Origin of the sequence: Vagococcus zengguangii, from assembly GCF_005145005.1 — a bacterium.
In the GTDB taxonomy this organism is placed as follows: domain Bacteria; phylum Bacillota; class Bacilli; order Lactobacillales; family Vagococcaceae; genus Vagococcus_A; species Vagococcus_A zengguangii.
In genome coordinates this window covers 238735-253213 of the sequence record NZ_CP039712.1, presented here as the reverse complement: position 1 = coordinate 253213, position 14479 = coordinate 238735, and the positions used below count along the sequence as shown (strand labels likewise).

At 36.3% G+C, this 14479-nt stretch carries 15 protein-coding genes; 4 read left to right on the top strand and 11 right to left on the bottom strand.

The annotated features are described in order from the left end of the window. Positions 1-7: 7 nt before the first annotated feature. The 3 genes from FA707_RS01255 to FA707_RS01245 form a co-directional block, all read right to left on the bottom strand. Positions 8-1522, bottom strand: a complete 1515-nt coding sequence (locus FA707_RS01255; protein WP_136952523.1) for a DUF1846 domain-containing protein — start codon at positions 1520-1522, stop codon at positions 8-10. Positions 1523-1712: 190 nt separating this feature from the next. Continuing rightward, positions 1713-2702, bottom strand: a complete 990-nt coding sequence (gene galE, locus FA707_RS01250) for a UDP-glucose 4-epimerase GalE (protein WP_136952522.1) — start codon at positions 2700-2702, stop codon at positions 1713-1715. 23 nt (positions 2703-2725) lie between these two features. Next, complete coding sequence (locus FA707_RS01245) at positions 2726-2938, bottom strand: hypothetical protein (protein ID WP_136952521.1); 213 nt, start codon at positions 2936-2938, stop codon at positions 2726-2728. 135 nt (positions 2939-3073) lie between these two features. On the opposite strand from FA707_RS01245, the gene treR reads away from it, so the two are divergent. Next, positions 3074-3781, top strand: coding sequence for a trehalose operon repressor (treR, locus tag FA707_RS01240; protein WP_136952520.1), 708 nt, complete (start codon positions 3074-3076; stop codon positions 3779-3781). Between the two features lie 75 nt (positions 3782-3856). Here the strand turns inward: treR and treC are convergent, their stop codons facing one another. The 6 genes from treC to FA707_RS01210 all read right to left on the bottom strand — a co-directional run bounded on the left by treC (position 3857) and on the right by FA707_RS01210 (position 10349). Further along, the gene (treC, locus tag FA707_RS01235) at positions 3857-5521 is read right to left on the bottom strand and encodes an alpha,alpha-phosphotrehalase (RefSeq protein WP_136954138.1); all 1665 of its coding nucleotides are present in this window, start codon (positions 5519-5521) and stop codon (positions 3857-3859) included. 50 nt (positions 5522-5571) lie between these two features. Next, positions 5572-6993 (bottom strand): PTS system trehalose-specific EIIBC component, encoded by a 1422-nt coding sequence (treP, locus tag FA707_RS01230; RefSeq protein WP_136952519.1) that lies wholly within the window; start codon positions 6991-6993, stop codon positions 5572-5574. A gap of 170 nt (positions 6994-7163) precedes the next feature. After that, a complete protein-coding gene (locus FA707_RS01225; RefSeq protein WP_136952518.1) occupies positions 7164-7871 on the bottom strand; it encodes a DUF975 family protein in 708 nt (235 codons plus the stop codon). A gap of 120 nt (positions 7872-7991) precedes the next feature. Then, a complete protein-coding gene (groL, locus tag FA707_RS01220) occupies positions 7992-9617 on the bottom strand; it encodes a chaperonin GroEL (RefSeq protein ID WP_136952517.1) in 1626 nt (541 codons plus the stop codon). Between the two features lie 20 nt (positions 9618-9637). Continuing rightward, positions 9638-9922 carry a co-chaperone GroES gene (groES, locus tag FA707_RS01215; protein WP_136952516.1) on the bottom strand — a complete coding sequence of 95 codons (285 nt, stop codon included), beginning with the start codon at positions 9920-9922 and terminating at the stop codon, positions 9638-9640. 226 nt (positions 9923-10148) lie between these two features. Beyond that, entirely contained in the window at positions 10149-10349 is a 201-nt protein-coding gene (locus tag FA707_RS01210) for a cold-shock protein (protein WP_135255216.1), read from the bottom strand. Positions 10350-10683: 334 nt separating this feature from the next. Between FA707_RS01210 and FA707_RS01205 the strand changes: the two genes are divergently transcribed. Further along, on the top strand, positions 10684-11529 hold the full coding sequence (locus tag FA707_RS01205) for a helix-turn-helix domain-containing protein (RefSeq protein ID WP_136952515.1): 846 nt from the start codon (positions 10684-10686) through the stop codon (positions 11527-11529). Positions 11530-11594: 65 nt separating this feature from the next. Here FA707_RS01205 and murB read toward each other — a convergent pair whose 3' ends face one another. Beyond that, entirely contained in the window at positions 11595-12494 is a 900-nt protein-coding gene (gene murB, locus FA707_RS01200) for a UDP-N-acetylmuramate dehydrogenase (protein WP_210409625.1), read from the bottom strand. Positions 12495-12585: 91 nt separating this feature from the next. After that, positions 12586-13023 carry a GNAT family N-acetyltransferase gene (locus FA707_RS01195; RefSeq protein ID WP_136952513.1) on the bottom strand — a complete coding sequence of 146 codons (438 nt, stop codon included), beginning with the start codon at positions 13021-13023 and terminating at the stop codon, positions 12586-12588. Positions 13024-13146: 123 nt separating this feature from the next. On the opposite strand from FA707_RS01195, the gene FA707_RS01190 reads away from it, so the two are divergent. Beyond that, complete coding sequence (locus FA707_RS01190; protein ID WP_136952512.1) at positions 13147-13899, top strand: exodeoxyribonuclease III; 753 nt, start codon at positions 13147-13149, stop codon at positions 13897-13899. Between the two features lie 14 nt (positions 13900-13913). After that, a complete protein-coding gene (locus FA707_RS01185; RefSeq protein ID WP_136952511.1) occupies positions 13914-14447 on the top strand; it encodes a 3'-5' exonuclease in 534 nt (177 codons plus the stop codon). Positions 14448-14479: the final 32 nt, after the last annotated feature.

The following is a 14479-nucleotide window of genomic DNA, read 5'->3' as shown; positions in this document are numbered from 1 at the left end:
ATTTATTTTACATATAAAACAAATTCTTAGACGAAAACTCTGGTTCACACGTAAATTCGATACCTAAACTACGTAAGACTTGCTCGTCATCTTTATTTAACATAACCGTTGAATGAGCTTGTGTGCCTTTTAATGCCGTTAATTTGCTGTATGCTAGTTGCGCAACGGGATTCGTTACGGCACTAATGGATAACGCAATTAAAATCTCGTTAGCATTTAACCCCATTAAGCGACCTGATAGTTCATTCGCTTTAAGATTTTGAATCGGCTCTAAAATATTAGGTGATAATAACAAAATATCATCGCCAATATTGGCTAAAGATTTTATCGCATTTAAAATAGCTGAAGCTGTTGCTTCCATTAAATCAGAACTCTTACCAGAAATAATACTACCATCCGCTAATTCTAACGACATAACAGCTGGTGTGAAGTCAGGATTCGCTGCGTTTTCAGCTTTTAAACGCTCTGCGTATTCTCTAGCTGGTGTCACAGCTGGACGATCTTCAGGTTTTAATGAAACTTCCTCCATAATGATTTGCGCACGATTTAAAGTTTCTAAATCAATTAAACCTTTTTTATAGTCGCATTCTGAAGCAAAATAGCGACGAATAATTTCTTGTTTTGAGGCTTCTTTCACGACCTCATCGTCAATAATACCAAACCCAACACGGTTTACACCCATGTCAGTTGGTGAATTGAATTCACATTCACGACCAGTAATACGCTCGATCGTACGTTTAATAATTGGGAACGTTTCAATATCACGATTATAGTTAATCGCAATTTCACCGTAATGATCGAAATGGAACGAATCAATCATGTTCACGTCTTTCAAATCGACTGTTGCTGCTTCATAGGCAATATTTAATGGATGTTTCAGTGGCACATTCCAAACCGGGAAGGTCTCAAATTTTGAATAACCCGCTTCGCGACCTTGACGACTCTCATGATACAACTGAGTTAGACATGTCGCTAATTTACCACTTCCAGCACCAGGTCCCGTTACGACCACAATCGGTTTTGTTGTTGGGATGAACGTATTCATGCCGAATCCTTCATCGCTGACAATTTTATCAACGTTGACTGGATAACCTTCAATCACACCATGTGTGTAAACTTTAATCCCACGTTGTTCTAATTTGTTGATGAAAATTTTAGTAGCTGGTTGTCCGTTGAAACGAGTGATTACCACGCTATTCACTGATAATTCATACTCTGCTAATTCGTCAATTTGACGCATAATATCCATATCATAAGTAATGCCGTAATCTCCGCGAATTTTGTTACGCTCAATATCACCTGCGAAGACACAAATAATGATTTCTGTTTGATCTTTTAACTTATGTAGTAATTTGATTTTTGCATCTTGGTCAAAACCTGGCAACACGCGCTTAGCATGCATATCACCGATTAATTTACCACCGAATTCTAAATATAATTTATCGTAGTTATTTACGCGTTCTAGAATATACTTAGATTGTTCTTCAATATACTTCTGTGGATCAAAACCTACTTTATTCATTTGCATTACCCCTTAATATCTATTTGTAAAAAACATAGTATCTATCTTATAAAAAAATCGTGCAATAAACAAGTGGAAACCACCAAATTTAACCTAAATGATATATTTCTATTCTCAAAAAAGAGTTGTAGCCAACTAGCCACAACTCTTTTATTTATCAATCTTTTTAAATAATATTTGTTACTTATTTTTATCCTTGATAACCATTCGGATGACTAACATGCCACTCCCATGCTGTTTCGATAATTTTATCAACATTCGTATATTGTGGTTTCCAACCTAAAATGTCATAAGCTTTTTGAGGTGACGCAATTAAAACTGCTGGATCACCTGCACGACGTTCACCTATTTTAGCTGGTATTTCCTTACCTGTCACACGACGCGCTGCTTCGACCATCTCTTTAACTGAAAAACCTTCGCTACTACCTAAGTTGAAGACACTACTTTCGTTACCTTCTTTTAAGTAGTTAAGCGCTAGAATATGTGCTTCACATAAATCTACAACATGAACATAGTCACGAATACATGTGCCATCAGCCGTTGGATAATCGTCACCAAAAATCGTGATGGCTTCACGTTGCCCTAAGGCTGTTTGTAAAATAATTGGCACTAAATGTGTCTCAGGATTATGATCTTCCCCAATTTTAGTTTCTAGATCAGCCCCAGCAACATTGAAGTAACGTAACGCAACGTACTTAATACCATACGCTTCATCACACCAGTGCATCATTTTTTCCATCATTAACTTACTTTCACCATAAGGATTCTTAGGATTAGTCGCTGTCGTTTCTTTAATTGGCACCTCTTCAGGCTCACCATAAGTCGCAGCTGTTGAAGAGAAGACAATGTTTTTGACACCAAACTCTTGCATCACTTCTAAAGTGATTTGAGTCCCATAAACGTTATTATTGAAATATTTTAAAGGTTTGCCTACTGACTCACCCACTAACGAACTCGCGGCGAAATGAATCACACCTTCAATTTTTTCTTTAGAAAAAACCGAACGCATAAATTCCTTATCACGGATATCTCCTTCATAAAAACGCGCTTTACTGTCGATAGCCGCTTGATGACCTGTTAATAAATTATCGATCACCACAACATCAAAATCTTGTGCTACTAATTGTTTTACTGCATGAGAACCAATGTACCCTGCTCCACCTAAAACTGCAATTGTCATGTTTTCGCTCCTTTTACTTTGAGTTACGTGAACAAATCACTACTCAATAAAAATATTATTGTATACGCTAACACTATAATACCATAAACCAATGTCGCTATCCCTAAAGAATATAAAATATTCGTTAATACACCATACATTTCATCAGTTTGTTCTTTTTTTCGATAGTTCATGATAATCGTAATCACAACACCCAATACAACAGAACACGCCAGAAGCAACAAAATCATTGTCATCTTAGCTAAACCTCCTTATCACTTCGTCCATTATATTATACACTTTTAAAATTAAGTTACAAAACAATCTGCGATGAGTTTTTTGAACAAACCTTCACTAAAATATGATAAACTGACCTTGAGGGGGCTCTTTTTATGAATAAATTCAAACAAATCTTCCACGATTTAAAACTAAAAATACAAAATAAAGAATATGAAAATGGTACATATTTACCAAGCGAAAATGAATTAGCTAAACAATACCAAACATCAAGAGAAACAATCCGAAAAGCTTTGAATCTTTTATTAGAACACGGCTATATTCAAAAAATACGTGGAAAAGGATCCATTGTTATTTCACCAAAACAATTTAATTTCCCTGTTTCAGGTCTAACAAGTTACCAGGAATTAGTAGCCTCACAGCATTTAACTAGTCAAACAACTGTCCTGTCTAATAATCTTATCAAGACTATTGATACAATTAAAAAACACAGTGAATTAACAAGTCCAAATGGTCTTCGCTACATAAAACGTCAACGCTGGTTAGATGGTAGTCCAGTGATTATTGATCACGATTATTTCCATCCAGATATCATTCCTGAAATTCCTAATGAAGTCGCAGAACAGTCAATCTATGAGTATTTAGAGAATAGTTTAGGTTTAGCAATCAGCTATGCGACTAAAACCATTACTGTTGAAGCCGCAACACAAGATGATGTAACATATTTAGGTCATCAAGACTATGTAGTCGTCGTTCGTAGCGATGTTTATTTAGAAGACACACAACTATTCCAATATACCGAATCCCGTCATACCATTGACAAGTTCAAATTTGTAGATTTTGCTAGAAGACGCCATAACTAGAAAATTTAGTCAAATCAAATAAGGCCAAAAAGGAACCTCTTTTGTTGTTTTAACACAACATAGAGGTTCCTATTATTATTTTCTTCGATATAAAACTAATGTTTCAAATGGTTTTAATAAATAACGATCATTATCAATAGCTGGTTGTTCGTCTTCATTTGATAATAACACTTCTCCTGCCACTACATACTCAGAAGGAATGATAATTTCTTCCACTTGATCATAGAAGTTATTCCAAACTATCAGTTCTTCAGCATCTGTTTGTCTGATATAACTAAAAATTCGTTCATGTTCCATCAAATGTGGCACATACTCCCCTTCAGAAATAACCGCATAATGCTTACGTAATTGGATTAACTGTTGATAAAATTTAAAAACACTTGTCTCTGACGCTAAATCGGCTGCAACATTAATTTCTTCAAATGTCTTACCAAGTTGTAGCCAGGGCGTTCCTTCTGTAAATCCAGCATGCAGACTCGTATCCCACTGCATCGGTGAACGACTATTATCGCGTGATTTTTCTTGAATCATCATTAGGGCCTCGTCTTCACTCATCCCATTTGCGACTAATTCCGCATAGGCATTATGTGACTCCACATCGACAAAATCGGTAATCGATGCATAATCAGGATTTAACATCCCAATTTCTTCACCTTGATAAATATAAGGTGTGCCACGCATCAAATGAATCGTCGCCCCTAACATTTTGGCTGATTTTTCACGGTACTGACCAGTATCCCCAAAACGATTTAAAGCGCGTGGTTGGTCATGGTTATTCCAAAATAAGGCATTCCAACCATTCCCGTCTGACATTCCAACTTGCCAGTCATTCAAAATATTTTTTAGCGCCATAAAATCATAAGGCATTTTCGTCCATTTTTGCCCATCTTGATAATCGACTTTTAAATGATGGAAACTAAAAATCATCGTTAACTCGTCGCGTTCTGGATTCGAATATAATTGTCCTTGCTCGATGGTGGTTGAAGACATCTCTCCAACTGTCACAATATTTTCTCGCTGACCAAAGGCTGCTTGATTCATTTCACGAATAAATGTGTGTGCTATCGGACGATCTGTATATAACAGTTTATCAATTTGACCAGGTAACGCATCAATTAACTCTTCGTCTTTTCCGATTAAGTTCATTACATCAAAACGGAACCCTTCAACACCTTTATCTAGCCAAAAATTTAAAATGTTGTGCATCTCAGCTCTAACCTCAGGATTACGCCAATTCAAATCAGCTTGTGTGACATCAAATAAATGTAAATAATATAAATCAGTCTCACCAAAACGTTCCCAAGCCGGCCCTGAAAACTTCGATTCCCAATTAGTTGGTAATGAGCCCTCAGCCTGTAACGGGCGTAAAATATAATAATCTTGATATTTTTTATCACCGGCCAAAGCTTTTTGAAACCACTCGTGCTCTGTCGACGTATGATTAAAAACCATATCTAACATCACACCAATACCTTCTGCTTTTAGCTTTTTGACTAAGTCTTCAAACTCTGACATCGTTCCAAATAAAGGATTAATTGCCGTGTAATCAGACACGTCATAACCATTATCACGTTGGGGTGACGGGAAGATTGGGTTAAGCCAAATCATATCCACCCCTAATTCTTTTAAGTAAGGAATTTTCTCAACAATCCCCTGTAAATCGCCTACACCATTGCCAGTTGTATCTTTAAATGACTTTGGATAAATTTGATAAATTACTTTTTCTTTAAAATTGTTCATGTCTAACATCCTTACTGTTTTATCTTCTTGTTTCTTCACTTGAATTTTGGTTAAAATGCTTCTTTTTTAGCAAATACACGGTACTTATTGAAAACATAAGTCAATACGACCGGTACAACAATCGCAATTAGCATACATAATGCAAACGACAACGTTCCTGTTTTGATAGATAAGATACCTGGTAAACCTCCAACACCAATTGATGATGCTTGTACACCTGTGAAAATGGCCACCATGCCGGCTAACCCTGAACCAACCATTCCGGCAATAAATGGATACATGTATTTCAAGTTAATCCCAAACATCGCAGGTTCTGTTACTCCTAAATAACAAGAAATCATCGCAGGAATTGAAACTTGTTCTTCCTCTTTGTTTCCACGGTTAATTAAAATAATACCTAATACTGCTGAGCCTTGTGCGATATTTGATAAAGCAATCATCGGCCACAGGTTGGTTCCATTAAAGTCAGCAATTAATTGTAAATCAATCGCATTAGTCATGTGATGTAGACCTGTAATAACTAGCGGGGCATAGAAGAAACCAAACACTGCTCCGAACAACCAATTTAAACTACTTGTTAAACCAGCATTTACGACAGTGGAAATAGCCGAACCGATTTTCCAACCGATTGGCCCTAATACTGTATGCGCAATAAAAATGGTTGGTAGTAATGAGAACAATGGTACTAAAATCATTGAAATCGCATTTGGAATGACTTTTCTTAACCAAATTTCTAAATAAGATAATAAGAAGCCAGCCATCATCGCCGGAATTACTTGGGCTTGATAACCAATTTTATCGATTGCAAAAAATCCAAAATCCCATTGTGGAATTTCTGTTGCACCACTTACACCATAAGCATTCAATAATTGCGGTGACACTAAACAAATCCCTAAAATAATCCCTAAAATTTGAGTGGTACCCATTTTACGTGCAATACTCCATGTAATCCCTACTGGTAAGAAGTGAAAAATGGCTTCCCCTGGTAACCATAAGAAATCATTTACCCCTTGCCAAAATTGTGAGACCTGAACGATAGTCTGTCCATCTAAAGCATCAAATTGAATACCTTCTAAAACGTTTCTAAAACCTAAAATTAAACCACCTACAACTAACGCAGGAATTAACGGCGTAAAAATTTCGGCTAACGTTGCCATAATTCGTTGAATGACATTCATATTTTGTTTAGCTGCAACTTTTGCTTGATCTTTAGACACGCCTTCTTTACCGGATACTTTTACAAAATCATTATAAAATTCTGGAACATCATTTCCAATAATAACTTGAAACTGACCCGATTGAGTAAACGTTCCTTTAACCGCACTAATCTTTTCAATCTCAGGAATATTAGCTTTTTCAGGGTCTTGTAAAACAAAACGCATACGTGTCACACAGTGTGTCACAGCTGAAATATTATCACTACCTCCAATTGCATTTAGCAACTCTGCGGCATCTTTTGAATATTTTCCCATTTTAATACGCCTTCTTTCATTTTTGTTTGATCACATGTATATACAAGTTACACATATAGAGTAACCTCTTTAATAAAAAAATGCAAGCACTTTCATTTGGTCGTCAAAAAAATAGCCAACATCTTCGCTAGATGCTGACTAAAGGCACTAAATGTTATTCAATAATCAAACTACTGTAAACCAAACTCATAATTATTTTCAATCAAATCCTGATAAAATGCCGCTTTGGTTGCATTGATATAAGGAGTTAACCATAAGTAGCCAATACCAAAGCTCAATGCTGCTAATATATGCCAGCCAATAAACGATAAATCCAGCATAAATAAACGACCTTTATGACCATTCATTAAGCGACGACTATCGGTAATCACGTCCATCACCTGAACAGGTTCATTATGTTCCAAACGATCATAAAACAAATAATTCACTTGTGAGTAAGAATACGTTTTAATGATACCTGGAATGACAAATAGCATGCTCCACAAAGCCGTTAAAATGAAAATCATGATGTTAATAAAGAAGTTATTGCCAATAACACCTGCTTTAAATCCTTGCAAGTTGTTTTCTAATGGCATAATTTGGGTTGAACGATTCCTAACCAATGCTAGATGCGTCCAGCTAATCCCCATAAAAAATAATGAGCCAATCAAAGTAGAACTACGATCCCAAAAATCTGCAATATTATCACCATTCAACGACTCTATCGTAACATCAAAATTTCTAGATAAAAAGATCCATCCAAAAATAGCTAACATTACAGGAATAATTGTTAAAATCACATTAAGTAAAACTGGAACTAAGTTAAGCATAATAGCCGCTCCCCATTTCCCCTGCAAACTACTTTTTGCGATTTGTTTTAATTCTGCTGATGTTTTCATACACATCACAGCCCTTTCTTGAAAAATAACCGATTAATGAATATTCTACACTATTTTAGTTAGTTCACCAACCAAAAAGAGGATCAACCTCTCAAGATTGATCCTCTGAATCTAACTTAATTACATCATACCGCCCATCATACCTGGGTCCATTCCTGGTCCTGCTGGCATTTCTGGTGCTGGTTGATCAGCAATTACAGCTTCAGTTGTTAAGATTAATGACGCTACACTTGCTGCGTTTTGTAAGGCTGAACGCGTTACTTTTGTTGGGTCAACAATTCCTGCTTCAATCATGTTTACCCACTCACCAGTTGCTGCATTGAAACCTAAACCTAATTCCTCACGTTTCATACGGTCGACGATGATTGAACCTTCAACACCGGCATTTTCAGCGATTTGACGAACTGGCTCTTCTAATGCACGTAAGACAATGCTTACTCCTGTTGCTTCATCACCAGTTGCTTCAATAGCTGACACTTTTTGGATAACGTTAACTAAGGCAGTACCACCACCTGATACGATACCTTCTTCAACCGCCGCACGTGTCGCATTCAACGCATCTTCAATACGTAATTTCATTTCTTTTAATTCAGTTTCAGTTGGTGCACCGACTTTAATTACGGCAACCCCACCAGATAATTTAGCTAAACGTTCTTGTAATTTTTCACGATCAAAATCAGAAGTTGTTTCTCCGATTTGGCCACGGATTAAAGCAACACGGTTAGCGATTGCTTCAGCTGAACCAGCACCTTCAACGATGGTTGTATTATCTTTATCTACAACCACTTTTTTAGCAGTTCCTAAAGCTTCCATTGTCGCATCTTTCAATTCTAAACCTAAATCTTCTGTAATGACTGTACCGCCAGTTAAGATAGCAATATCTTCTAACATCGCTTTACGACGATCACCAAAGCCAGGTGCTTTAACAGCCGCTACATTGAAAGTACCGCGGATTTTATTTAACACTAATGTTGGTAATGCTTCGCCATCGACATCATCAGCGATAATTAATAATGGCTTACCTTGTTGTAAAATTTGCTCTAATAATGGCAAGATATCTTGGATATTAGAGATTTTCTTGTCAGTAATTAAGATATATGGATCTTCTAAAACAGCTTCCATTTTATCTGTATCCGTCACCATGTATTGTGATAAGTAGCCACGGTCAAATTGCATACCTTCTACAACGTCTAATTCTGTTTCAATCCCTTTAGATTCTTCGATTGTAATAACACCGTCGTTACCAACTTTATCCATCGCATCAGAAATATAGTCACCTACGACTGTTGAACCTGATGAAACTGCCGCAACTTGTGCAATTGATTCTTTTGTTTCAACTGGTTGAGAAATGGCATGTAACGCTTCAACCGCTGTTTTAGTCGCTAGTTCAATCCCTTTACGGATACCAACTGGGTTTGCACCAGCAGTTACGTTTTTAATTCCTTCACGAACAATCGCGCGTGTTAAAACAGTCGCAGTTGTTGTACCGTCACCTGCGATATCATTTGTTTTAGAAGCTACTTCAGATACTAATTTAGCTCCCATATTTTCAAAGTGATCTTCTAATTCGATTTCTTTGGCAATTGTTACCCCATCATTAGTAATTAATGGTGACCCAAAACCTCTTTCTAACACAACATTACGTCCTTTAGGTCCTAATGTTACTTTTACCACGTCAGCTAAGGTATCTACCCCTCTGACCATTGCTTCGCGAGCATCGCCTGCAAATTTAATATCTTTAGCCATATTCAATCATCCTCTACTTTCTATTCTACAATCGCAATAATATCTTTTTCATGAACAATTAAATAATCTTTTCCAGCATGATTCACTTCTGAACCTGCATATTTCTCAAATACAACCTGGTCGCCTACTTGAACTGTTAATGGTAATGTTTCACCGTTTTCTAACGTACGACCTGGTCCCACTGCTAGGATGGTTCCTACTTGTGGTTTTTCTTTAGAGGCTGAAGTTAATACCAGCCCTCCTGATGTGACTTCTTCTTGCTCAGCCACTTCAATAATGACACGATCTCTTAATGGTTTTAACAACTTAAATCCCTCCATTTGCTTTATTAAGATTAGCACTTAAAACTCAAGAGTGCTAACCACACTTATAATAATACTCATTAATCATTCGTTTTGCAAGTGTTTTAATTGCGCTTATGACTAAATTATCTCTTCAATCAGTACGTGTAAAACTACCAAACAAATAAAAAAAAAGACTCACTAGCAAAACTAGTAAGTCTTCTATAAGTTCAATCATTAGATGCAATAATTACGCTTTGTTAACGTTTACTGCTTGAGGTCCGCGATCGCCAGATTCTACTTCGAAAGTAACTGCTTGACCTTCTTCTAAAGTTTTGAATCCTTCACCTTGGATAGCTGAGAAATGTACAAATACATCATCTCCACCTTCAACTGTAATGAATCCGAAACCTTTTTCAGCGTTAAACCATTTAACTGTTCCTTCTGTCATTATTAAACTCCTCCTTTTCCCAAATATTTCGTGTAGTTCTTGAAGGGAATACAAGGATTCGTTTAATAGACTCCTTTGTTTCTCCGTTACAAACATATCACTACACTTATTCTATCATATAACATAAAAAATGCACAACATATTTTTGCGTAAATCTATTTACCAGTGATAACATCAGTTTTTTCAACACTTGGAATATGATATTTTAGACAAAACAGTGTTATTATTAACCAAAATAAAATAACATTAATATAAGCATAATAATTGCGACGTATTCTATATAGGTGGTACCCTAATATCAGATGAACTTCATATTAAGGAGCGTGTAAAGATTATGGAAAACTTTGTATATGGCACTGTTTTGAAGAAAATAAGAAAAGAACTCAAACTGTCACAAAAAGATGTTTCAGAAAATATTTGTTCCCAAGCTATGTTGAGTCGCATCGAAAATAACGATGTTATACCAAACGTTATTATCATGCAACAGTTATGTTCCCGCCTTAATAAATCTGTCGATGAAGTCCTATCTCACAACGACTCCTCTGTTAATCGAAAAAATGCACAAGCTCAAGAAGTATTAGATTTGATTAGCTATTATCATTCAACCGAACAATATTCACTATTAAATAATTTAATGACAACGAATCATTTCTTAGAATCATTTACTACTGATACACAACTACAAGCCTTTCACTATTACAAAGCCTGTTTATTGGCATTTTATGATCCACAATCAGAGCACGCCTTCTCCCTTTTAGAAAAAAGTTTAAACTATACGTATAAAAAAAATAACAAACCATACCTAACTGACATGGAATTAATGATTATGTGTGAATTAGCGACTTATCATTTAAATAATGATAATTTAGCCAAAGGGTTACTCTACATCAATCAAATTTCAACTAGCTTTGAAGAAAAAAAACATGATCTCACTCGCCACGAATTAGTTCGTTCTTTATATAACATTTGTGTCGCACTTATCCATCAAGGCCAAATAGAATTAGCTCAAAAATTAATTGAATGTGGTATCAATTGGGCAAAAGAAAAGCAAATTTATTATTATTTAGACCAACTATTCTTATTAAAAGGTGTCATCATGCAAGAAAATTATAAAATTAATGAGGCAATTGACCTGATTAAGACAGCTAACCAAGTCCGCATGTTGGCATCTTCTCAATAACACTCCACAAAGAAGAAAAACCTAGGAACAAGACGCATTCGCAGTCTTGCTCCTAGGTTTCTTTTTTAATCTCTACCGATAATTCGAACTTCTGGTTCTAATTGGACTTGGTTACGTTCAAAAATCACCGTTTGAATATGGGCAATCAGTTCCATATAATCGGTTGCTGTCGCGTCGCCAATATTCACAATAAAACCCGCATGTTTAGTTGAAACTTGTGCGCCACCAATTGTGTAACCTTGTAAGTCAGCAGCTTGAATTAATGCGCCTGTATAATACCCTTCTGGACGCTTAAAGACACTACCACAAGAAGGTAAATCTAGCGGTTGTTTACTTTCTCTTAAAAACGTCAATTCATCCATTTTCGCAAAAATTTGGTCGTACTTGCCTTTTTTCAAAGTGAAGGTTGCACTTAAAATAACACCTTTTTTCTCTTGTAATAGGCTATGACGATAACGAAAGTTCATATCATCTAATGTCAATTTTTCAATCGTGCCATCTTCCCAAATAACTTGGCATGAAGTAAACACATCTTTAATTTCGCCACCATAAGCACCAGCATTCATATAAACCGCTCCACCGATACTACCTGGAATGCCACAAGCAAACTCAAAGCCTGTCAATGACGCTTCTAATGCTAATTTAGTCGTTTCAATTAGTGATGCTCCTGCATCCACGGTAATTTGATTATCTTTTAACGCCACTTGTTTCATGTCAGTTAATATAATAACAAACCCTTCAATCCCGCCATCTTTAACAATTAAGTTACTTGCATTACCTAATACTAACCAAGGATAATCGTTGGCTAAACAATAATCAACAACTTGCTTGACTTGGTCTTGATTTTCAGGAAAAACCAACACGTCAGCTGGTCCACCTGTTTTAGTATACGTATACGTCGATAATGGTTCATCGAAAAACAAACGAATCCCCTGTAAATCTTCAGTAATCAATTCTTTATTCACTATGTCGTTCCTCTTTCTAAAATAAGATCGCTTATATTTTACCATGTTTACACGAATTAGCAAAAATTAGCTTTCTAATAAATAACTTATATTATTTTTCGTTGATTTCCATCACAATATGAGGAATATCATCTTCAAGATACACTTCTGAAATAGGAATGAATCCGAAATTTTTATAAAATCCTTCTAAATAAGCCTGCGCTGAAATTTCGATACGCTGAGCAAAATCGTGTTCTCTAATATAGGCTATTGTAGCAGCGACTATTTTTTGACCATAGCCATTGCCTCGATAATCTTCATTAACCAATACACGACCAAAAGCCGTATGGTGTTCATAAGGAATCACACGCGTATAAGCCACAATCTCATCACCTTCACTCAACCAGATATGTGTTGCGCGTTCGTCAAGTTCATCAACTTCTTGATAAGGACAGTTTTGTTCTACCACAAATACCGCCACACGTTCTTGAAACACACGCAATAATTCTAATGTAGACATTTCATCGAGTTGCTTAATTATTAACTTCATGAGACTCCCTACTTTCTTATCGTTTCTTTAATCATAAAGCAGTTTCCCTAAATAAACAACTAAGAATACACGCTTTTTGTGATACAATAAGGAATGATTATAAACAAGCGGAGGCTATAATATATGAAATTTATTTCGTGGAATGTTAATGGTTTAAGAGCCGTCATACAAAAGGATTTTATAGAGATTTTCAACCAGCTAGATGCAGACTTTTTCTGCTTACAAGAAATTAAACTACAAGCCGGACAAATTGATCTTGAATTGCCTGATTATCATCAATATTGGAATTATGCGGTTAAGAAAGGCTACTCTGGTGTCGCCATTTTTGCTAAAGAAGAAGCACTGAATGCGACATACGGTTTAGGAATTGAAGAACACGATCAAGAAGGACGTGTCATTACCTTAGAATACCCTGAATTTTTCTTAGTCACCTGTTACACGCCCAATGCACAAGCCAAGTTAAAACGTCTTGACTATCGTTTAAGCTGGGAAGAAGCTTTCAAAAATCACTTGAATCAATTAAATGTACAGAAGCCTGTGATTGTTTGCGGTGATTTAAATGTTGCTCATCAAAATATCGACTTAAAAAACTGGAAAACTAATCAACAAAATCCTGGTTTTTCTCCACAAGAACGACAAGCTTTCACGAACTTATTAGCAGAGGGGTATATCGATACGTTCCGTCATTTCTATCCTGACTTAGAAGGTGCCTATTCATGGTGGAGTTACCGATTCAATGCCCGTCAAAACAACGCTGGCTGGCGGATTGATTATTTCTTAACATCTGAAAGCCTAGTACCACGACTAATCGATGCCAAAATTCATGCAGATATTTTCGGTAGCGATCACTGCCCCGTTGAACTAACCATCGCTTAAGGAGGAATTTCAAGATGAATTTTATCGCAATGGACTTTGAAACGGCTAATGCAGCACGGCACAGTGCGTGTTCGGTCGCGTTGGTCTTTGTTCAAGATAGCCAAATCATCGGCAACTATTACTCATTATTACGCCCAGAAACCGATTTTCACTGGCGAAACATCCAAGTGCACGGCATTAAACCTGAGATGGTAAAAAATTCGCCCACTTTTGCAGAAATTTGGCCTGAGTTATCACAATATTTCCAAACTCAACATCTCGTTGCCGCGCACAATGCCCCTTTTGATAATGGGGTATTAAAAGGGTGTTTAGACTATTATGATTTACCTGCGGCACACTTCCAGTCACTGTGTACGGTTAGAAGTAGTCGTAAGTTATTTCCTGATTTTGACAACCACCGCTTAAATACTGTTTGTCAAAATTTAGGCATCACACTCAACAACCACCATGACGCGCTAGAAGATAGCCTAGCTTGTGCCAATATTTTGTTGACTCAAGAAAAATTATTTGGCACAGAGCCATTAAAACAATTCGTAAAAAAAATCTAGCTCAAAAGAGCTAGATTTTTTTATATAAAGAT